Origin of the sequence: Nonlabens sp. YIK11 (assembly GCF_001413925.1) — a bacterium.
GTDB lineage: Bacteria > Bacteroidota > Bacteroidia > Flavobacteriales > Flavobacteriaceae > Nonlabens.
In genome coordinates this window covers 2117557-2139071 of the sequence record NZ_LBMJ01000001.1, presented here as the reverse complement: position 1 = coordinate 2139071, position 21515 = coordinate 2117557, and the positions used below count along the sequence as shown (strand labels likewise).

General features: G+C 41.4%; 19 protein-coding genes. 13 read left to right on the top strand and 6 right to left on the bottom strand.

All coding sequences use genetic code 11. The features are described 5' to 3' along the window. Positions 1-78 precede the first annotated feature (78 nt). Complete coding sequence (locus AAU57_RS09555) at positions 79-1137, bottom strand: sialidase family protein (protein ID WP_055412694.1); 1059 nt, start codon at positions 1135-1137, stop codon at positions 79-81. A gap of 114 nt (positions 1138-1251) precedes the next feature. On the opposite strand from AAU57_RS09555, the gene AAU57_RS09550 reads away from it, so the two are divergent. Together AAU57_RS09550 and AAU57_RS09545 are read left to right on the top strand one after the other, a co-directional pair. Next, entirely contained in the window at positions 1252-2466 is a 1215-nt protein-coding gene (locus AAU57_RS09550) for an RsmB/NOP family class I SAM-dependent RNA methyltransferase (RefSeq protein ID WP_055412693.1), read from the top strand. A gap of 12 nt (positions 2467-2478) precedes the next feature. Continuing rightward, a complete protein-coding gene (locus AAU57_RS09545) occupies positions 2479-3564 on the top strand; it encodes an endonuclease (protein WP_055412692.1) in 1086 nt (361 codons plus the stop codon). A gap of 75 nt (positions 3565-3639) precedes the next feature. Here the strand turns inward: AAU57_RS09545 and AAU57_RS09540 are convergent, their stop codons facing one another. Beyond that, a complete protein-coding gene (locus AAU57_RS09540) occupies positions 3640-4647 on the bottom strand; it encodes an alcohol dehydrogenase (protein ID WP_055412691.1) in 1008 nt (335 codons plus the stop codon). Between the two features lie 217 nt (positions 4648-4864). Here AAU57_RS09540 and AAU57_RS09535 point away from each other — a divergent pair, with 217 nt between their 5' ends. The 4 genes from AAU57_RS09535 (at position 4865) to AAU57_RS09520 (ending at position 10658) form a co-directional block, all read left to right on the top strand. After that, the gene (locus AAU57_RS09535) at positions 4865-5755 is read left to right on the top strand and encodes an SMP-30/gluconolactonase/LRE family protein (RefSeq protein ID WP_055412690.1); all 891 of its coding nucleotides are present in this window, start codon (positions 4865-4867) and stop codon (positions 5753-5755) included. 4 nt (positions 5756-5759) lie between these two features. After that, entirely contained in the window at positions 5760-6308 is a 549-nt protein-coding gene (locus AAU57_RS09530; RefSeq protein ID WP_055412689.1) for a GNAT family N-acetyltransferase, read from the top strand. Positions 6309-6410: 102 nt separating this feature from the next. Beyond that, positions 6411-10052: a phosphoribosylformylglycinamidine synthase gene (purL, locus tag AAU57_RS09525; protein WP_055412688.1), complete on the top strand. Its 3642-nt coding sequence runs from the start codon at positions 6411-6413 to the stop codon at positions 10050-10052. A 6-nt stretch (positions 10053-10058) separates the two neighbouring features. Next, positions 10059-10658 (top strand): hypothetical protein, encoded by a 600-nt coding sequence (locus AAU57_RS09520; protein WP_055412687.1) that lies wholly within the window; start codon positions 10059-10061, stop codon positions 10656-10658. Between the two features lie 433 nt (positions 10659-11091). Here AAU57_RS09520 and AAU57_RS09515 read toward each other — a convergent pair whose 3' ends face one another. Continuing rightward, positions 11092-11961 (bottom strand): AraC family transcriptional regulator, encoded by an 870-nt coding sequence (locus tag AAU57_RS09515; protein WP_055413730.1) that lies wholly within the window; start codon positions 11959-11961, stop codon positions 11092-11094. A gap of 203 nt (positions 11962-12164) precedes the next feature. On the opposite strand from AAU57_RS09515, the gene AAU57_RS09510 reads away from it, so the two are divergent. Then, entirely contained in the window at positions 12165-12737 is a 573-nt protein-coding gene (locus tag AAU57_RS09510) for a hypothetical protein (RefSeq protein WP_055412686.1), read from the top strand. A gap of 221 nt (positions 12738-12958) precedes the next feature. Here the strand turns inward: AAU57_RS09510 and AAU57_RS09505 are convergent, their stop codons facing one another. Next, the gene (locus AAU57_RS09505) at positions 12959-13408 is read right to left on the bottom strand and encodes a KTSC domain-containing protein (protein ID WP_055412685.1); all 450 of its coding nucleotides are present in this window, start codon (positions 13406-13408) and stop codon (positions 12959-12961) included. 197 nt (positions 13409-13605) lie between these two features. On the opposite strand from AAU57_RS09505, the gene AAU57_RS09500 reads away from it, so the two are divergent. From AAU57_RS09500 to AAU57_RS09490, 4 genes are all read left to right on the top strand, one after another. Continuing rightward, the gene (locus AAU57_RS09500) at positions 13606-14199 is read left to right on the top strand and encodes an SET domain-containing protein (protein ID WP_055412684.1); all 594 of its coding nucleotides are present in this window, start codon (positions 13606-13608) and stop codon (positions 14197-14199) included. Positions 14200-14295: 96 nt separating this feature from the next. Then, positions 14296-14439 carry a hypothetical protein gene (locus tag AAU57_RS15040; protein WP_156340098.1) on the top strand — a complete coding sequence of 48 codons (144 nt, stop codon included), beginning with the start codon at positions 14296-14298 and terminating at the stop codon, positions 14437-14439. Continuing rightward, positions 14436-14735 (top strand): hypothetical protein, encoded by a 300-nt coding sequence (locus AAU57_RS09495; protein WP_055412683.1) that lies wholly within the window; start codon positions 14436-14438, stop codon positions 14733-14735. The genes AAU57_RS15040 and AAU57_RS09495 overlap by 4 nt, the downstream gene beginning before the upstream one ends. Positions 14736-14748: 13 nt before the next feature. Continuing rightward, positions 14749-15117: a MauE/DoxX family redox-associated membrane protein gene (locus AAU57_RS09490; protein WP_055412682.1), complete on the top strand. Its 369-nt coding sequence runs from the start codon at positions 14749-14751 to the stop codon at positions 15115-15117. A 15-nt stretch (positions 15118-15132) separates the two neighbouring features. Here AAU57_RS09490 and AAU57_RS09485 read toward each other — a convergent pair whose 3' ends face one another. Then, complete coding sequence (locus AAU57_RS09485) at positions 15133-16947, bottom strand: SLC13 family permease (RefSeq protein ID WP_316931650.1); 1815 nt, start codon at positions 16945-16947, stop codon at positions 15133-15135. Between the two features lie 134 nt (positions 16948-17081). Here AAU57_RS09485 and AAU57_RS09480 point away from each other — a divergent pair, with 134 nt between their 5' ends. Together AAU57_RS09480 and AAU57_RS09475 are read left to right on the top strand one after the other, a co-directional pair. Continuing rightward, a complete protein-coding gene (locus AAU57_RS09480; RefSeq protein WP_055412680.1) occupies positions 17082-17549 on the top strand; it encodes a hypothetical protein in 468 nt (155 codons plus the stop codon). 236 nt (positions 17550-17785) lie between these two features. Further along, on the top strand, positions 17786-18973 hold the full coding sequence (locus AAU57_RS09475; RefSeq protein WP_055412679.1) for a T9SS type A sorting domain-containing protein: 1188 nt from the start codon (positions 17786-17788) through the stop codon (positions 18971-18973). 72 nt (positions 18974-19045) lie between these two features. On the opposite strand, the gene lon is transcribed toward AAU57_RS09475, so the two are convergent. Then, complete coding sequence (lon, locus tag AAU57_RS09470; RefSeq protein ID WP_055412678.1) at positions 19046-21499, bottom strand: endopeptidase La; 2454 nt, start codon at positions 21497-21499, stop codon at positions 19046-19048. Positions 21500-21515: the final 16 nt, after the last annotated feature.

Genomic DNA, 21515 nt, shown 5'->3' with positions numbered 1-21515 from the left:
CTTATAACGGTTATTAAAATATAACAACCTGTTTATCAATTGTTTGAAATTTAGCTAAAAATGCAGTTTATCGATAGCCTATTTTCGATCAAGTTCAAATCGGCTGATCTGGTTGTTTCCTGCTAACAGTCCTTGTTGATCATCAATCATCGCAATGGTGTAAAAACCAGTAGTTGATAACTGTTTCCAGTCTTGGCCTTGATTGCCGCTCCACCATATTCCAGGGCTACCTACAGCGATAAGTTCGTTACCATGTGTTTGAGGTACAAAAGCAATGTCGCTGCAATAACCAGGACCATTCCCGTCGGCGATGAGTTTCCAAGTTTTACCGCCATCGCGGGTAATCGCCTTATTGGCAATCTTATTATCCTTTGCATTCCAATCGCCGCCTATCATAACACCTAGGTTTTCGTCATAAAAATCCAGCGCATAGATACCAGTCATCTCGCCACCGCTCGTCATAGGCGTTTCTTGAACTTCCCAGGTTTTGCCGTGATCTGGGCTGTGCAATACTCTGGCAGCCAAGCCACCTGTTGCGATCCATATATGGTCACCTTGCAAGGCAATGTTAGAGTTGCTAGCCGCATAAGCCGCTTCTCCTTCTACTATTGTAGGTAATTTATCGCAAGTTATCTTGGACCAAGTGTCGCCGCCATCGTTGGTGGTCAAAACTGTAAAACAATCTTCCTGCGGGTCGCCCATGGCAATACCGTCCATGTCGTTCCAAAATTTCATGCTGTCGTAAAATACCTTCTCACCAGATTCTTCATACACCAGCGCCAGTGAATCGTTTTGGTGCGATATCCTATAGATCAAAGCGGGATTTCCAGCCGTAAGGATAAAGGTGTAATCGGCAGTAACCGCGATGGATCTAAGTTCCAATTGATCGTTGCCGTTAAAAACAACACGACCTTTTTGAATGCTGCCTAAAGTGTCATGATAAGCACCGTAGGTGCTGCGATTACCTGCAAACCAGAAGGTGCCGTCCTTCACATCCAGCGCCCGTACGCTCAATGTATCTGTAGATATAGGTTCCAATTGTATGGAGACTTCCTTGGGTGATTGATATGTTGATGTTGAGTCGTTCTTGCAGGACAGCAACAAACCTGGCAATAGAAATAAGAAGATCTTTCTCATGAATAGGATTGAAATAGGTGGTAAAGTTGAGGAATAGTTCGCTTTCGCGAAAGCGATTACAAAAACAACCTTTTAATAACTTTAAGAGCGATGAGATAAATGTATTTTTGCAGCATGAGATTTCACCACAATTTACTTCAGGCAACGGTCGATGCCTTACACAACATATTTAATGACGGCAAATATGCCGATCAAGCCATACAGCGCATTCTTAAAAGGGACACGCGATGGGGTTCTAGAGACCGTGGTTTTATTGCAGAGACGACTTATGATATCGTGCGCTACAAGCGACTCTATGCTGCGATTGCAAATGTAAAAGAGCCATTTAAACCAGCAGATTTATGGCGCATGACTGCCGTATGGATCGTGCTTAAAGGGCATGATGTTCCTGCCTGGGAAGAATATTACAACACGCCGGTACGACGCATCAAAGGAAAATTTGACGAACTATCGGCCATTACCAAATACCGTGAATCCATTCCTGACTGGATGGATGAAATGGGTAAAGAAGAACTGGGCGAAGAATTGTGGAACAAAGAAATAAGCGCCCTTAACCAGCAAGCTGATGTAGTACTGCGGACCAACACACTTCAAACAGACGTTAAAACACTACAGGAAAAATTACTGGCGCTAGAAATAGCAACGACTACAGACGAGCGCTTTCCAGATGCCTTGATTCTTAAAGAACGTGCCAACGTCTTTCAAACCGAATTATTCCAAAATGGCCTTTTTGAGGTACAGGATGCTGGATCGCAGACCATTGCTCCTTTCGCTCAAGTAGAGCCAGGCATGCGTGTCATGGATTCTTGTGCTGGTGCTGGAGGCAAATCATTGCACCTTGCAGCTTTGATGGAAAATAAGGGTCAGATCATCTCGACAGATATTTACAACGGTAAACTTAACGAGCTCAAACGTCGCGCACGTCGCGCTGGTGCCCACAACATAGAAACCCGATTGATTGACTCTACTAAAGTGATCAAAAAATTGGATGGAAAAATGGACCGCCTTGTCATAGATGCACCTTGTAGTGGTTTAGGCGTATTACGCAGAAATCCTGATGCCAAATGGAAACTGGAACCAGAATTTCTAGATAACATAAGAAAAACGCAACAGGAGATTCTGCAATCCTATAGTCGTGTGGTAAAGCCAGAAGGCATGATGGTCTATGCTACTTGCTCCATCCTACCATCAGAGAATGAGAAACAGGTCGAGACCTTTTTGAATTCTGAATCTGGAGCTGATTTTGAGTTGTTAGATTCCCAGTCGCTGATGGCTCACAAAGATGGATTTGATGGGTTTTACATGGCCTTGATGAAAAAGAAAAAATAAACTTGTTCCCCTATGAGAATAGCATTACTCTCTACCCTATTTCTAAGTGTTGTTCTAGGTGCTGCACAACCGCCAGATGGTTATTACAGCAGCGCTCAAGGCCTAACAGGCTACGAACTCAAAACCGAACTTAAGGAAATCATTACCAACGGTTTTAATGGACAGTCGTATGGTGATCTTATTGATCTTTACCAGACATCTGACAACGATGATTACTACGACGACAATCAATCGTTCACCATTCTAGACATATATTCTGAAAATCCTGATGGGCCAGATCCCTATGTGTACTCGTTCAACGATAATTGCGGGAATGTAAGTGCCAATGAAGGTGGTTGCTACAATCGCGAGCACCTGTATCCACAAGGTTTTTTTAATCAAGAGGACATCATGCGCAACGATGCGCACCACGTCGTGCCTACAGACGGTCAAGTGAATGGAAGACGTAGTAACTTTCCTTTTGGCGAAGTGAATAACCCAACCTTTACCTCGCGCAATGGCAGTAAGGTAGGACCATCTGCTACTCCAGGATTTACACAAACCGTATTTGAGCCTATCGATGAATTTAAAGGAGACATCGCTCGCAGCCTTTTGTATTTTGCTACCCGATATGAAGATAATTGGGACGACAGCTCTTGGGATGATAAGGATGCTAACGTAAGCGATCCACGTGGTGGACCCAACAAGAATCAATGGTATGAGCAATGGTTCATCGATCTATTGGTACAATGGCACAATGAAGATCCTGTAAACCAGCGTGAGCAGGATCGCAACAATGATGTTTTTGAATATCAGAATAATCGCAATCCTTTTATAGATAACCCAGAATGGGTCAACCAGATCTGGACTACAACGGCATCTACCAGCGATAATTCTTTTACTACAATAAACATTTTCCCTAATCCATCCACTGGTAGATTTCAAATCACCGATTTGCAAGAATCGGTAACAATTTCAGTGTTTGACGTTTCAGGAAGAATGGTGAAGGCAAATCAAACCTTGGAAGGCAACGCATTTGAAATTAACGGTACAGGTGTATATTTTGTGAAGTTGAATTCAAACTTAGCCAGCAAAACTTTTAGGGTGATCGTGAAATAAGTTAAGAGATATAAAACTAAAAAGCCCAATCAGAATTGATTGGGCTTTTTTATTTAGAAAATAAACAAGGTCGAACTACAAACTCATATTGAGCACCGCTCTGAATCTGGTCTCGTTATTCATCATTTTTTCAAAAGCTTCTTTGGCATCCTTCAAGGCAAATTCTTCAATCATAGGTTTGGTGCCTGTCATCGCGCTAAAATTGAGCGTATCCTCACTATCTGGCGCCGTACCACTAGGCCATCCTTTTAGACTTTTACGAGCTTGAAGCAATTGCATGGGCGATACTTCCACTTTATCTGCGGTCGCTGCAATAAGCAACATCGTACCATCCATGGCGAGACCATCAACGATGCTCGAGATGGCATCGGCATGTGGTGCGGTAGCAACGATTAAGTCGGCTCCACCCATTTCTTGTAGCTTTTCTACAGCATCCACATCATCTGTTGCGATAAACTCGTTAGCGCCTAATTCTAACGCTAGTTTCTTTTTATCCTCACTAGTAGAAATAGCAATGGTACGCATTCCCATTTTGTTGGCATATTGAATGGCAAGGTGACCTAAACCACCTATTCCTTGCACGGCAACGGTGTCTCCAGCTCTCAACCCAGCGTTGCGCATACCGTTATAGACCGTAATACCGGCACAAAGCAACGGTGCCGCCTCTGTGCTTTTAAGTTCGTCTGGAATGGATGCCGCGGCTTCATAAGGTGCCGTCATATATTCTGCATAACCACCATCATAGGAGATTCCAGAAACTTTTGCATTCTCACAATTAATGAATTTTCCACGTCGACAGGGATCACAGGTAAAACAGTGGCCACCATGCCAGCCTATGCCTACACGCTGTCCTTTCTTTAGACTGGTGACATTATCGCCCAACTCTTCGATAATACCAACAACTTCATGTCCTGGAGTTCTAGGAAATTCGTTTCCCATGGCACCTTGTTTGACAAAGACATCGCTGTGACAAACGCCACAAGCTTCGACTTTTATTAAAATCTCATTACTTCTTGGTGTTGGTTTGTCCATGTCAACGACTTGTAAATCGCCACCTTGTTCTAAAAATCTTGCTGCTTTCATAATAGTTTTTGGTTTGAAGTTAAGTTACAAAGAGAACCATTGATGTGACTTGAAATTTGAAAAACCTTAACTGTAAAACAAGGTTTATTGAGATATTGCTTTCGCGCGTGCTTGAACATCAGGCAGGAAAGCGAACTTATTTTTCCGGCTATTTCACATCTATTTCTGTCCCGTTTATCCCAGAATCCGCTTACTTTTAAAGTTTAAGATCGATCTAATGAAATGGACCAAAATTCTCGTCTTGTGCCTACTGGTTTCCAGTTGTAAAACTCCAGTGAAACGCATCATGACCATGCCCGTCAAACAGGACGCCAAATTGACCCTGATGTCTGAAATCACCGACCTTTCTCATGCCGAATCTGTGGCCTACGATCCTAATTACAATAGGTTGTACGTCTCAGTTCAAGGAGAGCAAGAGCCAGGTGATGGTGGTATTGCCACGATCGATGTGGAAGGTAATATCATTGATCTCGCATTTACAGCAGGCTTAAACAACCCTAAAGGCATTGCCTTATTAGATGATTACATTTACGTTTCTGATGTCACAGAACTAGTAGAAATCTCCCGAGAGACTGGAAAAGTTTCCAACCGATATGCCGTCGGTGACGAACAGTTTTTAAACGATGTTGCCGTGGACGATCAAGGTAACGTGTATGTTTCTGACATGCGCAGTTCTTCCATTTATCGCCTGGATTCCAATAAGGTTTTTACCAAATGGCTTTCTAGTCTAGAACTTGAAAATCCCAACGGATTATTAGCTGTAGAAAATGATCTTTACATCGCTGGCTGGGGTTTGCCAGGATCTGAAAATAGCGAAGGAAATACTCAAGGAAGGTTGCTTAAACTCAACATTACCAACAAAAAAATCGATAAGGTAACCGCCTTACCACAGGGAAATCTTGATGGTATCCAGGTTTTTGACGACACCCATTTTTTGGTTTCTGACTGGCGCCGAGGCACCATATTCAAAATTTCCAAGTTAGGTGATGTCAAAGTCTTCATGACGTCTGAAGCTAGTGTAGGTGATATTCTTTATTTACGGGATCAAAAACTTCTGGCCTTACCACTCAATCGACAAAACAAGGTACAGCTGTACAAAGTAAACTGATGGTATGAAACGAGAAGCTTTACAACTCAATGAAGACATCAAACTCTTACCCATCGCCATTGATGAGCAGGAACGTTTAAGGCGCATGATGCATCTTATCTATAAACCTGTATATCAGCATTTATGGCAAGATAATGGCGACGCCTATGTAGAATCCCAGTACAATCGGGATCAAGTGATGAGCGAACTTTCCTTAGAAAATGCCAGGTACTATTTTGTAGAATATAAAGGCGAGGTTATGGGAATGTTGCGCTATCTCTTTGATTGCCCATTTCCTGACAGCCATCATCATAACGTGACAAAACTTCACCGTATATACCTGGATCCTGCAACACACGGCTCTGGTATTGGCGCATTGTTAGTAAATTACGTGGTTCAGCAAGCCACGCTTGCAGGGCAAAAATCAGTCTGGTTGGAATGCATGGATACCCAAGAACCTGCCATAAAATTTTACACCAAAATGGGTTTTTATACAGAGCGTCGTTTTCAACTGGATTCTCCGACTATGAAACCAGAATTTCGCGGGATGTTGTTGATGAAAAAAGATCTTTGATATTGTTAAAAAGCTGGTGGTAATTCCGCTTTCGCGAAAGCGTATTCCCATCAAATACCATCCTAAAAAACTATCTTTGTAACAGCCACAAAAGCGCTCGCAATGATCCATTTTTACGGAAATCCCACCAAGAAAATTTACGCAGTACAAACCTCTTCCCATCTTACTGAAGAAGACGATAAAAAACTACAATGGCTCTTTGCCGATGCCCTTAAATTAGAGGCCGAAGCCATACCAGGTTATTTTACGGGACCACGTGCAACGACGATTACACCATGGTCTACCAATGCGGTAGAGATCACCCAAAACATGGAAATCAAAGGCATCACTCGCATTGAAGAGTTTGTCGCCTGTACGGAAAACTCGGCCTACGACAAGATGTTACAAGTCAAATTTGACGGTCTTGACCAGTCGCAATTTGAAATCAATGTTGCAGCAGATGGTGTTCTGGAAGTAGATGATATCGCCGCGTACAACATGCAGGAAGGACTTTCACTTAGTGACGATGAGATTGATTATCTCATAGCGTTGTCAGAGAAGTTGGATCGCAAGCTTACGGATAGTGAGGTTTTTGGATTTTCTCAAGTGAATTCAGAGCACTGCCGTCACAAGATCTTCAATGGGACTTTTATCATCGATGGCGAGGAAAAACCTACTTCCTTATTCAAACTTATCAAAGAAACAAGCAAGCAAAACCCCAACGAGATCGTTAGTGCTTATTCTGATAACGTGGCTTTCGTCAATGGTCCAAATGCGGAGCAATTTGCGCCCAAAACGCCCAACAAACCAGAGGTTTATCAAACCAGCCTTTTTGATAGCGTGATATCGTTAAAGGCAGAAACTCACAACTTCCCAACAACCGTAGAGCCATTTAATGGTGCGGCCACAGGATCTGGTGGAGAAATACGTGATCGACTGGCTGGTGGTCAAGGATCCTTGCCACTGGCAGGAACAGCCGTTTACATGACCAGTTATTCCAGATTGAACGATGAGCGTCCATGGGAAAAAGGTTTTGAAGCCAGAAAATGGTTGTATCAAACACCTATGGATATCTTGATCAAGGCGTCTAATGGTGCTAGTGATTTTGGAAACAAATTTGGGCAGCCATTGATCGTTGGATCTGTGTTGACCTTTGAGCATAAAGAAGCTGATCAAAATCTAGGTTTTGACAAAGTCATCATGCAGGCTGGTGGTATAGGTTATGGAAAACGTTCCCAAGCCTTGAAAAAAACACCAGAAACTGGCGACGACATCATCGTCATGGGTGGTGATAATTACCGCATAGGAATGGGCGGCGCTGCCGTGAGCAGTGCAGATACAGGAGCTCTAGATTCAGGACTGGAACTCAATGCCGTGCAACGCTCTAATCCCGAAATGCAAAAACGTGCTGCCAATGCCATACGTGGCCTAGTAGAAAGCGAGAACAACCCCATAAAATCCATTCACGATCACGGCGCTGGAGGACACTTGAACTGTCTATCAGAATTAGTGGAAGAAACTGGTGGTACTATAGATGTGGATGCCTTACCAGTTGGTGATCCTACACTTTCTCGTAAGGAGTTGATAGGTAATGAATCCCAGGAACGCATGGGTCTGGTCATGGATGCCGGCGATACTCCTATCCTAGAAGAAATAGCCGCTCGCGAGCGCGCACCACTCTATAAAGTTGGTAAGGTTACCGGCGACAATCGATTCACCTTTAGCGAGAAAGATGGTCGCAGCCCAATGGATCTGGCGTTGGAAGACATGTTCGGTTCGAGTCCTAAAACGATCATGAATGATACCACCATTGCTCGCACATATCAAGACATCTCATACGATCAAGAAGACCTTAAAAAATATGTCGAGCAAGTCCTGAAACTAGAGGCTGTGGCTTGTAAAGACTGGCTTACCAACAAAGTAGACCGTTGCGTGACCGGTCGTGTAGCTAAACAGCAAACCTGCGGCGAGCTGCAGTTGCCACTCAATAATGTAGGTGTCATGGCCATGGACTACCAGGGCAAAAATGGCGTCGCTACCACCATTGGACACGCACCTGTGGCCGCGCTTATCAATCCTGCAGCTGGCTCGCGCAATGCGATTGCAGAGGCTTTGACGAATCTGGTTTTTGCACCGCTGGAAAAAGGACTTAAAGGAGTAAGCCTTAGTGCCAACTGGATGTGGCCTTGTAACAATCCTGGTGAGGACGCTAGATTATACGCCGCGGTAGAAGCTGTTAGTAAATTTGCAATCGATCTAGGCATCAACATCCCAACAGGTAAGGACAGTTTAAGCATGAAGCAAAAATATCCAGACATGGATGTGCTGGCGCCTGGAACCGTTATCATCAGTACCGTTGGCTCTTGCGATGATATTACAAAGGTGGTTGAGCCTGTTTTACAGCGCGATGTGGATGCACCTATTTATTATATCAACATGAGCAGCACGGCTTTGGAATTAGGTGGCTCCAGCTTTGCGCAAACTCAAAATGCCGTTGGAAAAACTTGTCCAGATGTGTTGAATGTTTCCGCTTTCGCGAAAGCGTTTACTTCCATCCAGCAGTTCATCAAGCAAGGCAAAGTGCTTGCAGGTCACGACGTTGCCAGCGGCGGACTGATCACCACCTTATTGGAAATGTGTTTCCCATCGCAAAATGTAGGAATGGATCTGGACTTGTCTGAATTGGGTGACGATTTGATCAAAACATTGTTCTCTGAAAATGCCGGGATCGTGCTCCAAACCACTGATACATCGATTGAAAAAGAGTTGGCTAACAGTGGTGTCGCCTTTTACAAAATAGGAACCGCCACTGCCGAAGCAACATTGAAATTCAATGGAAATACGTTAGATATCAACGAGCTGCGCGATGTATGGTATGAGACTTCTCACCTACTCGACCGCCAGCAATCGGGAACAGCCAAAGCCGACGAGCGATTTGAAAACTATAAAAAGCAACCGTTGCAGTTTGAGTTCCCATCAAAATTTGACGGGAAATTACCAGCCTTGCCTACCAAAAGAATAAAAGCCGCAGTCATCAGAGAAAAAGGTAGTAATTCTGAACGTGAGATGGCGCGCGCCATGTATCTCGCTGGCTTTGAAGTGCTGGACGTCCACATGACCGACTTGATTAGCGGTCGTGAAAATCTGGAAGATGTACAATTCATAGCAGCGGTTGGAGGGTTTTCCAACAGCGACGTTTTAGGAAGCGCCAAAGGTTGGGCTGGTGCCTTTCTCTATAATGACAAGGCAAATGCAGCGCTGAAAAACTTTTTTGCTAGACCAGATACCATGAGTATTGGAGTCTGTAATGGTTGTCAATTGTTTGTGGAATTAGGATTGATCAATCCAGATCACGATGAGAAACCTAAAATGCTTCATAACGACAGCGGTAAGTTTGAATGTAATTTCACGAGCGTAGAGATTGCACAGAACAATTCCATCATGCTGAAATCCTTAGCAGGAAGCAAACTAGGCATCTGGGCCGCGCATGGTGAAGGAAAATTCCAGTTACCAAAGGATCGTAGTGCCTACCAAATACCAGCGACTTACGCTTATGAAGGCTACCCTGCAAATCCTAACGGCTCTGATTATAATGCCGCCATGCTTAATTCAGAAGACGGTCGTCACCTAGTGATGATGCCACACTTGGAACGCAGCTCATTCCCGTGGAATTGGGGTTACTACCCATCAGATCGTAAAGATGATGTGGTAACGCCTTGGTTAGAAGCCTTTGTGAATGCTAGGGTTTGGTTGGAGAAGAATTGATTAATTATGGGATCAATTAAAAAATTCATCAGAAAGTCATGGCATGATACCGTTGGGAGTAAAGTGATAGCATTTCTAATTATTTCAATTCTTACCGGAATTGGTTTTATAGTAAGCTCATTATTTCAATTATTATTCGGCGAATTAAGTCTAAGTAAGGTTGTTGCATCTACCAAATATTTTTTGACTTCTGAGGTTGTATTTCCGCTTTGGTTAATATTTATTTTCCTAATTATATTACTCAGTATCTATGCAAAAAAAATATTTAATTACTTAATCCAGATCAGGAAACGCAAGAATTTTCCTAGCGATATCAATGAACCTGAGAAAATTTGTATAACTGAAACTTCTACATCCTTCTTCCATCGAAGAATGTCCGAAGCGTTCCCAGATGTGAGAGGTTTAGGATGGTTTAATAATCCAAAAATAGCTATCCAAAGATTGGAAGTCCTGCTAAAGGACCCGTTGGTATTTGACAATTGGGAATCCGAATTTCATACAGACCCCAGTTGGTGGTTTCGAGCAAATCATAATATGAAAATTGACTTTGCCACAAAAATTGACAGATCAACATTTTTACTTAATCATGATCGTTTAAAAAATTAAAAGAATAGCAGCTTATAGAGGAAACAACTATAAGAGAGATTTCGTATACGTTGAAGTACATGGGGAATATAAAACAGGTCTTTACGAAACGTCCGAAACAGATATTTTAAAAAACATTTCAGACTTCGGTTATAGCTGGGAAGAATACGGTTTGCTAAAACGTAAAAATAAAAGAGACAGAAAAATCACTAGGCAAAGCTTCGATGACGGAAGTACAATTATTAATGATAAGGTTGTAGACGCAAAAAATTCGGAACTTAGAGTTCGATACTTATCAGATTATAATCTAATAATATGCGCCAAAGAATCACCTTATAATTCCAATGAATTCCTAAAGAACTCTGGAGAATATTTCAACTCAATCTTGAAAAACGAAATTGACCCTCAAGATTTATTCAATTACATGAATAGCATTGAATAATCTAGCTAGAATCTACCCAACCATCTGCTTTAATCCGGCGCGGTATTTACTGGCGCTTTTACCAGTGACTTCCTTAAACAGTTTATTGAAGTGTGAGAAATTATTGAAGCCACATTCAAAAGCCACATCGCTAATGCTCATGGGACTTTCTGCCAATAGTTTTGTGGCGTGAACCACACGGTACTCGTTGACTAGTTTAGTAAAAGTTTTTCCTGTAGATTTTTTGAAGTACCTACAAAACGCTGGAACGGTCATGCTTACCTTATCAGCGATCTCGTCCAATGAGATGTGCTCCTTAAAGTTTTGGTTGATGTGTTTGTAAATGGTCTCCATCTTAGAATTATTTTGATGGTCGGTTTCAAACACAAACTTTTCGGCATTGAGGATCTCGTAATGTTCGGTAGTTGCCAGCGTATTTAAAATGTCCAATAATAACAGGATACGCTCAAAACCTTCTACTTCATTCAATTGATGAAGCTTGTCTCCTATTTGCTCCTTCACCGGTTTGAGGAAAACGATTCCGTTTTTTGCCCTTTCAAAAAGCTGCTTGATAGGTTGTGTCGCTGGTCGTTCCAGAAAATCCTTTCCCAAAAAGTCGGGTAGGAATTGAACAAGTAGTTCAGAACCGTGATTGGGACTATCCGTATAACCTATATGTGGTAGGTTGGACCCTATCAAGATAAGCTGGCTGTTGTTATAATAAGACATGTGGTTCCCTATATGGCGCTTGCCTTGACCTTTATCTACATAAACCAACTCTATTTCTGGATGATAATGCCAGAAAGGTTTCCAGTCGATACGCTCTGTGGTGCTCCTGCTCACAAAGACGGTACTCTTCATTTCTGGATGAACTTTCTTGAGGACTGGTTTACGTAATTGCATGTCTTTCATAACACTACAAATGTACTACATCCCAAATATTCAAATGCTACTCTATTACCCTAAAAATATGGTATTTTAATACGAAAACGTTTTAGTTAATAACCTAAATGTTAATTTAGTATACAAAGTGATCAAATATGATGTTTTCTATGCATGCATAGCTATATAACTTTGCCATGTATAACAGTTAAAAACTGATTACTATGAAAACACTAAAACACATCGTACTGACTGCCTTAATGCTTACAGCACTTAACGGCTACTCCACTGAAATCGAAATCGTATCATCTGCAAGCGTGACCACCTTGCAATTTTCAAATGTCAAGAAAGGACAACAGATTACCATTAAGGACAACTCTAATATTACCTTATATAAAGAGGTCGTTGCCGGGAACGGTACTTATGCCAAAAGATTTGACCTTACCGCTCTAGAAAACGGCACCTACTTTATTGAATTGAGCAAGGATTGTGAGATCATTGTCAAGTCTTTTACCATTCAAGGCAACAGAGTTAGGTTTATTCAGGATTCTGAATACAAAATATTCAAGCCAACAGTGCGACTGGACAACGAGCACTTGATCGTTTCCCAACTATCATTGACTAACGCACCTCTAAATGTAGAATTATACTACAATGGCGTGTTGATTCACACAGATATCATCACGGGAGCGACCATTTTGAATCGAGTGTATCAACTGTCTGCTTCACAAAAAGGAGCCTACACCGTCGTTATGAATACTGGTGATCGCAATTTTGTACAAAACTTCACGATCTAAATACAAACACACACAACTTGACTAAAGGGCTACTCATTTGGGTAGCCTTTTTTGTTGTTGGACATTGAAGTTAAAGACTCTGTTCTTGTGAAAAGAAAGATTGAAGCATGAGGTTTTTAAGCAATTTGCTTTCGCTTCTGGCTGTCTGCAAACAAGAAAGCGAACACAAAAAAGCCTCTCCTATTTGGAGAGGCTTTATCATTTATAGTCAGTATAGCTGGTTATGCCATTTCTTGATCCTTCTTGCTCTTGCGATATAAATAGTCGTTGAAGATATTGCGTTTTGCAAAACGATACCTGTTAGGTGCGTTGATCAACTTTTGAAAAATAGGCTTTTGTACGCCAAAGTATTCATACGTACTACCATCTGTAAAGGTGATTTCCAACACTTGCCCTTTATGGTCAAAATCCTCGATTCCGGTATTGGTAGTGGTTTCCTTGTAGGCTTCTAGATTTGCTTCTTTGGTTTCTGGAGCGATACTTACCAGAAAATGGTACCCATCAATAATTTGACGGCTCATCACCTCGGCTTCTTCTTTCTTCTCATCACCGTCCTGGAATTTATCAGGATGCCATTCTTTTACAAGATTGCGGTAAGACTTCTTAAGCTCTTTAAGCTCAATGGGTCCTTCTACACTAAACATCTTTTTATACTGATTGATACGCTTCATAATCGCATTTTTTAAAACGCGCAAAAGTACGTCCTTAAATTTGATTACCACTATTGATATGATAAATAAAATTTTAAGAATTATCTATCTTAATCAACTGTAAATCAACGTATAATATTTTGTAAGTTTAAGAAATAGAAAATGAAAAACTAATGCAGATATACATACATTAGATCTAACATTTAATCAAAATAAAGGTGATACATCCGCATACCGAAGTACGTTTTATAAGTGAAGAAATAGGCTATGGAGTCGTGGCAAAACAGCTCATTCCAGCAGGTACCATCACATGGGTACTGGACCAACTGGACCGCGAGTTCACGCCGGCACAGTACGAGCAAATGGACTTTGTCTACAAGGAAATCCTCGATACCTACACCTTTAGAAACAACAAGGGAAACATGATTCTATGCTGGGATATAGGCAGATTTGTGAATCACAGTTTTAATTCCAACTGTCTGACCACAGCCTATGATTTTGAGATCGCAATACGTGATATCCAACCAGGCGAGCAATTGACAGACGATTATGGCTACCTCAATATTTCGGAGCCTTTTGAGGCGATGAATGAAGGTACCGACCGCAAAATGGTCTATCCAGATGACCTAACCCGTTACCACGAGGTTTGGGATGAGCAGATCAAAACGGTATTTCACAAAATACCAGAGTTGGATCAACCCATGAAGTTTCTGTTACCAGAATCACTGTGGACTAAAGTAGAGCACATTGCCGCAGGCCGTGAACAAATGGCATCCATACTTACCAATTATTTTGACCCAGAAAAGGCTTAATCCTGTTATTCATTTTTAATGGTATTCGCTTTCGCGAAAGCGTAACAATTACAGAGTACATCGTACGATTCACCATTCATCCATTTATCCAGAGCTATGTTCAAATCAAATCTAGCCGTCTTGCTATTCATTGCCATCTCGATGTTCTCCTGCAAAAATGTTGAGGAAAAAATACCTACTGAAGAAAACATCATTGAGGAACCCCAAACCTCAGACCTGCAGGACAGATCAATGAATTGAAGAACCAGTTGCAAGGCACCTGGAAGCGAGTGGATTATCCATACAGCACCTACGAGTTCAAAGGCAATACTGCAAAATTAATTTCTGAAGGTCAATATGAAGAACCTCAATTTGATCCCTACGAACTGTCCACCAGCTGCCGTTTTGCAGATGAATTCAATACCGAGTTAGCTTCAGACGAATTGGTGTTGACCAATCCTATCTTTGAAGCTTGCAGCATCGTGAGTGTGCGTCGGGATACTTTGAGAATAACTGATCTAGAACGTAGCTTTGTGATCGAGTACGCCAGGAACTAATTACTGAATCTCTATGTGGAAAAAGATTTCTCTCATTCTATTTATCATTTTTTATGGCTTTGCTGGAGTCAACCACTTTTTGAATCCTGAAACCTATGAGGAAGTCATCCCTAATTGGTTGGGCGATGCAGGTGTCATCAACATTCTTGCTGGCGTGGTAGAAATAGCAGTAGCTGTGCTTGCCATTTTTAAACCTACTAGAAAATATGCCGGATGGATCACAATCGCCATGCTGCTGGCGTTTGTCATATCGCACGTTTACTTTATTCAGTTAGGGCATTGTGCTGGTGGTGTCTGCCTGGATCCATGGGTAGGTTGGGTACGACTGGTTGTTATTCATCCGCTATTGATTTATTGGGCCTATGCCATTAGTAAATCTTAAGGCTGAACTTATTTTCTAGAGTAAGGTAGAAAGCAATAGGGTTCCCACAATCCAAAGAATGATGCTTAAAATACCACCTATGATTAAAAAGTGCTTGAATTTATAGATTCCAGTACCATAAATCAAGGCGTTGGTTTGATAACCAACAGGCGTAAAAAAGCTGAAGTTTGCCGCAAACATGACGGCAAGAATAAATGGCTTTACCTCTAGGCCAAATCCGGCACCAACAGACATTGCGATAGGCGTCATGATGATGGCGGTTGCATTATTGGATATGGTGCCGCTCATCAACATGGTAAACAAAAATATAAGTCCCAGAACAATTATAGGCGCCTGACCTTGAAGGATCTCCAGCAATTGCTCTGATATCCAAGTATCTGTACCAGTGTTGTTCATTGCAATTCCCAAAGGAATCATTCCCGCAAGTAGAAAAACAATTTGCCAGTTCACCTTTTGATAGATTTTTTCCAGAGAGATACAATTCGTCAACAACAAGATTCCTATGCCTGTCAACGCACTGGCAAGAATGGTCAAAACGCCGCTACTGGCTAGACCTATTACCGCTAACAAAGTAAATAACGTGATGTATTTTTTATACAAAGGCACGCTGCTTTTAAGTTCATGCTCGTTGAGTATGGCCACATTTTCCAGGCGTTCCAAGTCTCGCATCGATCCATCCTGTAATTCCAGCAACAATCGATCACCAGGTTTGACGCGTATGTCATTGATGTCCTTGCGTATCAAGCGATCTTTTGTGTTTCTAATGTTCTTACGCTTTTGAATGGCCAGCGGATAAGCGCCATACAAGGATGATCTGCGTATTTTTCTTAGCGTACTTCCTATAAGATTGGAACCTGGTAAGATGAGCAGCTCTATATATTTCATCACAGGCGACTCTTCATCCTTTTCCTCAATATTATTGGCCTGTTGGATTTTGTCTTTAGTGTTGCGCTCGTCGTGGAGCAACAAGTTTTCCTTTTGTACAAATTGCGCGAGATCTTCAACCGTACCCATCAGGACCAGCTCATCTCCTACTTTTACATTGATGTATTTTCCTGGCGCGTTGACCACCTTGCGATCACGTATCAATTTTATAATACTTATATCAGGATTTTCTTCGAGAATACTTTCTGATAGTAGTTGATCTACGAGCTTGCTTTCTTCAGTAATGGTCACCGTAAAGATGAATTCCTGGAGTCCATAATTTTCTGCCAGGTCTTTGCTTTTGTCCTTGGGAAGCCATTTTGAGGCGATGGTCATAAATACAATACCGATTACGAGAAATACCAATCCAAATACCGTAAACTCAAAGAATCCCAAACGCTCAGCGCCTAAGTTACGGGCAACAGAGTTCACTATAAGGTTGGTAGATGTTCCCATCAAGGTACAACTACCACCTAAAATACCAGCAAAAGATATGGGCATCAATAATTTACTGGCAGAGAAATTATACTTAGCCGATAGCTGTGAAACAATTTTTATAAAAATGATAACCACCGCCGTGGTACTAATAAAGGCAGATATACTGGCACTAACAAACATAAACACTGGTGTGATGAGAATTAGCGGCAGTATGCTGACTCTTTTAATACCACTCGTCAACCATTCAATCACGCCGTTATCTTCCAGGCTTATGGCAATAATCATAAGCGACAATACGGTAATGGTTGCAGGATCTGCAAAGCCACTAATGGCTTCTTCTGGTTTTGTAAGACCTAGAAGAACCAAGCTCACGATGATTAAAAATGCAATTTTGTCAATGGGAAACCATTCGGTTAGGAACAGTAAGATGGTCATTCCCAACACACAAAAGACTAAGATGATTTCCATTTCCATAAAGCAGCGCTAAGTCTTAAATGTATTTTTTTGTTATGCTACGCCGCTATTAAAGAATTACTAAATTTTAGAAGCTTTTGAAGCGACTTGGCTAACTTCCATGAGTTGTTTTAAAGAAACATAACGAAATGCTTAAACAGAAAGGTTACTCAAGAATCAAATACAGTTGGATCTATGCGTTGATCATAACCGGTTCCATTGTGGTCCTTTCCATACTGGTTTTTCAATTGGGCCTGCGTCAGGAATGGTATGTAAAGGCATTGTACATTCCTATAATTTTTTTGGGAATTCTCTCTTTTATTAGGGATGTCGTCTATAACTCTGCGAAAAAATTAAAGTTCAAAAAGCTCATGTTTTACGCCATGCGCACAGGAGTATTTACTTGCGTGTTTCTCTATCCGCTCATTATGTTGTTTCTTATTTATTATTACTCAGACGGCGGCATGATAAAAATGCGCGAGACCGTCATGGGTGATGCCGGTGATTTACGAGTGCTTTTCTCGCTAGAATTGGAGATTTTTATCATCGTAATTTTGTCCGCATTGGTTTCCAGTGCTATTTATTTGAACCGGCAAGACAGACCTGTGGATCTATAGGTGGTTGTTTTTTCGCTTTCGCGAAAGCGAAATACCTCTATATCTTCTAATGATTTCTTAATCAACTTAATATAGGATTTGCCTACATAAGGTCTGTAAGTAAAATCGCATTTATTATAAATAATTGATTATAAACGGGTTAAAGAATTATATTTTCTTAAATATACCCCTTTGAGGGTATTTTCATTGGCGTCGTGAAGCTGTAGCTTTAATGCTTAATCCTTAAAGGCTTCATTATGAACAAAATTACTCTTCTATTTTTCTCCTTGATTTGTTTGAGCTTAAATGCTCAAAATCAGCTATTGTCTTCTGTCCAACAAATATCAGACGGCAGTGGTGGCTTTGAGAACGTCTACGGCTATAACTATGAATACGATTCCAGCGATAATCTAATTCAGGAGACCGCTTTGAGATGGGAATCCAGTACAGCATCTTGGATTCCTGAATATCAGGACACCTATGAATATAATGCTAATCGCAGGGCAACTTTATTGATATCACAGGTATACAATTCGACATCAGGAACGTTTGTCAATGATTACAGAGACATTTACACCTATAATTCCAAGGGTGATCTGGTTGAAATAAGATCTGAAGAATTTGTAAATGGAAGTTATCAGAATGAATTTAGATTGACCGCAAGTTATAGTAACAACAGACTAACGTCTTTTATCGAATATGTTTGGGATGGATCACAATGGGTGGCAGAGGATCGTGCCTTTATCAACTATAACACTAATGGTTCAATTTCAAATCTAGTGGGCGAGACTTTAGTGAACGGTGTCTGGCAAACCGACTATAGAGACACGTTGACGTATAATAATAGTAATCAACTAGTAAGAAAAATCTTTGAAAACTGGAACGGTTCCAGTTATGATCTGGATGAAGAATTTGATTACACCTATGATAATAATGGAAACCTTACTATCGAGGTTACTGATTTCGATTTTACTGAATCTGGACCGTCCAATAGAGAAACCTATATTTATGATACAAATGTATTGATGAGCAATATCGCAAATCCATTTAGAGATAAAACAGGTACGGAATATCTTTTTGAAGACTTCCCATATGTCAATAAAATATTAGAGCAGCGTTATCAAGATTATGATTCCAGCACCATGTCCTATGAAGACGTTAGCAGTAAAACGGTTTATGACTATAATTCAACTCTTGGTGTAGAGTCTCCGGAAGCATTGGCATCTACCATCAATGTATACCCAAATCCTACAACTGGTTTGCTCAACATAGAATCTACTAATTTTGAGATCGCTCGAGTAGACGTTTATAGTGTATTGGGAAGTAAAGTGCTGAGCAGCAATAATCAAAATGTTGATTTAAGCAACGTGACTGCTGGAGTTTACTTTGTTCAAATAGCTAATAAAGAAGGTCAATTGAGCAATCATAAGATTGTCAAAAACTAATCATCTTCACACAAACAAAAAAGACCCGATGGCTTGCAGTCATCGGGTCTTTTATTTTAAAAGTAATTTGAATTACAACACCTTTGCATTTTTGACCTTTTGCTTAGTCAACGCCAATTCCAATACATTGCTCATATCACTTACATAATGGAAGGTCAAGCCTTTTAGGTAGTCAGGTTTGATTTCCTCTATGTCTCTACGGTTTTGCTCGCAAAGTAGGATTTCCTTGATTCTTGCACGTTTTGCCGCGAGGATCTTTTCCTTAATTCCGCCAACGGGTAGCACCTTACCGCGTAGCGTGATCTCACCTGTCATGGCAATGCTTTTCTTGACTTTACGTTGTGTAAATAAAGAAACTAGCGAAGTCAACATCGTGATTCCAGCACTAGGACCATCTTTTGGGGTAGCTCCTTCAGGTACGTGAATGTGAACATTGTACTTCTCAAATATTCCTGAATCGATGCCCAGTTCATCGGCATGTGCCTTGATGTATTCCATCGCTATTGTGGCACTTTCCTTCATGACCTTACCTAGATTACCGGTAACGCTCAGCTGGCCTTTACCTTTACTTAGGATGGATTCTATAAATAATATATCTCCACCTACACGAGTCCAGGCAAGTCCAGTGACCACACCAGCAACATCATTGTTTTCATACTTATCGCGCGTCATGCGTGGCGCACCTAAAACTTCAATAATAGTGTTGTTGGTGACTTTAAGGTCGTACTCGTCTTCCATCGCAATACTTTTGGCAGCATAGCGCACCATTTTTGCGATTTGTTTGTCTAGTGTACGTACACCGCTTTCCCTAGTGTATCCTTCAACGATTTTCTCTATTTGTGGTTTCCCTATTTTCAAGTGGTCTTTAGTAAGACCATGTTCCTTCAATTGTTTAGGTAACAAGTGCCTCTTCCCTATTTCTACCTTTTCCTCTATGGTATAACCAGTCACATTAATGACTTCCATACGATCGCGTAAGGCTGGCTGTATGGTTTGCATACTATTGGAAGTAGCCACAAACATCACTTTACTCAAATCAAACCCCATTTCTAGGAAGTTATCGTAAAAGCTGTTGTTCTGCTCTGGATCCAAGACTTCTAGCATCGCGCTGGATGGATCACCGTTGTGCGAACTTCCCAATTTGTCAATCTCGTCCAGTACAAATACTGGATTGGATGTTTTGGCTTTCTTGATGCTCTGTATGATACGACCCGGCATGGCTCCTATATAGGTTTTACGGTGCCCGCGTATTTCTGCCTCATCACGCAATCCACCTAGCGAAATGCGAACATACTCGCGTCCCAAAGCCTCAGCAATGGATTTTCCCAAAGATGTTTTACCAACTCCTGGAGGTCCATAAAGACAAAGGATAGGAGATTTCATATCATTACGCAATTTCAAGACTGCTAGATATTCTATAATACGTTTCTTGACATCATCCAGACCGTAATGATCACGGTCCAAGATCTTCATGGCACGCTTCAAGTCAAAATTATCCTTGGAGTACTCGTTCCATGGCAAGTCCAGAAATAAATCCAGGTAGTTGCGCTGTATGGAAAATTCTGCCACCTGCGGATTCATGCGCTGCATTTTGGCAAGTTCCTTTTCAAAATGTTCCTTGACCTTGTCGTCCCATTTTTTGGTTTTGGCACGCTGGCGCATCTCATCAATTTCTTGATGCGAGCTCACGCCACCACCCAATTCCTCTTGAATGGTCTTCATTTGCTGGTGCAGGAAATACTCACGTTGTTGCTTATTGATATCGGTTTGCACGCGTGACTGGATATCATTTTTTAGTTCGAGCTTTTGACGCTCAATATTCATGAACTTCAAGGTTTCCAATGCACGTTCTTTAAGATCATTGATCTCCAGCAATCGTTGTTTATCCTCAACCTTTAAGTTCATGTTTGAGGAAACAAAATTGACGAGAAAGCTATTGGACTCGATGTTTTTGATCGCAAAACTCGCCTCACTTGGGATGTTCGGACTTTCTTTTATAATCTCTAGAGAGAGCTCCTTAATCTTATCAATAATCGCGTTGAACTCCTCATTATCTGCGGCTGGCCTGGCTTCATCAATCGCTTTAGTCGTCGCTTTTAAATACGGTTTGGTTTCTACGATGGCATCAATTTGAAATCGCTTTTTACCTTGAATAATGACCGTGGTATTCCCATCAGGCATCTTGAATACTTTAAGGATACGCGCCACCACACCAGTCTCGTGCAGGTCTTCTAGTCCTGGATCTTCTACAGATTCATCTTTTTGCGCCACGACACCTATAGGCTCGTTGGCCTTATTGGCTTCCTGTAATAATTTTATGGATTGATCACGTCCAGCAGTAATGGGAATCACCACACCTGGAAAAAGGACCATGTTGCGCAACGGTAGGATCGCAAGGGTTTCTGGCACCGCTTCTGCATGCATTTCTTCCTCATCCTTAGAGCTCAACAATGGAATAAACTCGGCATCTTGATCAAATTCCTGCTGTGACATAATGTCTATTTGAAACTTCTTTGGTTTGAACATATATCTTCAAGTCGCC

Bases quoted from the DNA above. Each gene is read 5' to 3' on its own strand.
- AAU57_RS09555 (WP_055412694.1), bottom strand. From the start codon at position 1,137: ATGAGAAAGATCTTCTTATTTCTATTGCCAGGTTTGTTGCTGTCCTGC.
- AAU57_RS09550 (WP_055412693.1), top strand. From the start codon at position 1,252: ATGAGATTTCACCACAATTTACTTCAGGCAACGGTCGATGCCTTACAC.
- AAU57_RS09545 (WP_055412692.1), top strand. From the start codon at position 2,479: ATGAGAATAGCATTACTCTCTACCCTATTTCTAAGTGTTGTTCTAGGT.
- AAU57_RS09540 (WP_055412691.1), bottom strand. From the start codon at position 4,647: ATGAAAGCAGCAAGATTTTTAGAACAAGGTGGCGATTTACAAGTCGTT.
- AAU57_RS09535 (WP_055412690.1), top strand. From the start codon at position 4,865: ATGAAATGGACCAAAATTCTCGTCTTGTGCCTACTGGTTTCCAGTTGT.
- AAU57_RS09530 (WP_055412689.1), top strand. From the start codon at position 5,760: ATGAAACGAGAAGCTTTACAACTCAATGAAGACATCAAACTCTTACCC.
- purL (WP_055412688.1), top strand. From the start codon at position 6,411: ATGATCCATTTTTACGGAAATCCCACCAAGAAAATTTACGCAGTACAA.
- AAU57_RS09520 (WP_055412687.1), top strand. From the start codon at position 10,059: ATGGGATCAATTAAAAAATTCATCAGAAAGTCATGGCATGATACCGTT.
- AAU57_RS09515 (WP_055413730.1), bottom strand. From the start codon at position 11,961: ATGCAATTACGTAAACCAGTCCTCAAGAAAGTTCATCCAGAAATGAAG.
- AAU57_RS09510 (WP_055412686.1), top strand. From the start codon at position 12,165: ATGAAAACACTAAAACACATCGTACTGACTGCCTTAATGCTTACAGCA.
- AAU57_RS09505 (WP_055412685.1), bottom strand. From the start codon at position 13,408: ATGAAGCGTATCAATCAGTATAAAAAGATGTTTAGTGTAGAAGGACCC.
- AAU57_RS15040 (WP_156340098.1), top strand. From the start codon at position 14,296: ATGTTCAAATCAAATCTAGCCGTCTTGCTATTCATTGCCATCTCGATG.
- AAU57_RS09490 (WP_055412682.1), top strand. From the start codon at position 14,749: ATGTGGAAAAAGATTTCTCTCATTCTATTTATCATTTTTTATGGCTTT.
- AAU57_RS09485 (WP_316931650.1), bottom strand. From the start codon at position 16,947: ATGGAAATCATCTTAGTCTTTTGTGTGTTGGGAATGACCATCTTACTG.
- AAU57_RS09480 (WP_055412680.1), top strand. From the start codon at position 17,082: ATGCTTAAACAGAAAGGTTACTCAAGAATCAAATACAGTTGGATCTAT.
- AAU57_RS09475 (WP_055412679.1), top strand. From the start codon at position 17,786: ATGAACAAAATTACTCTTCTATTTTTCTCCTTGATTTGTTTGAGCTTA.
- lon (WP_055412678.1), bottom strand. From the start codon at position 21,499: ATGTTCAAACCAAAGAAGTTTCAAATAGACATTATGTCACAGCAGGAA.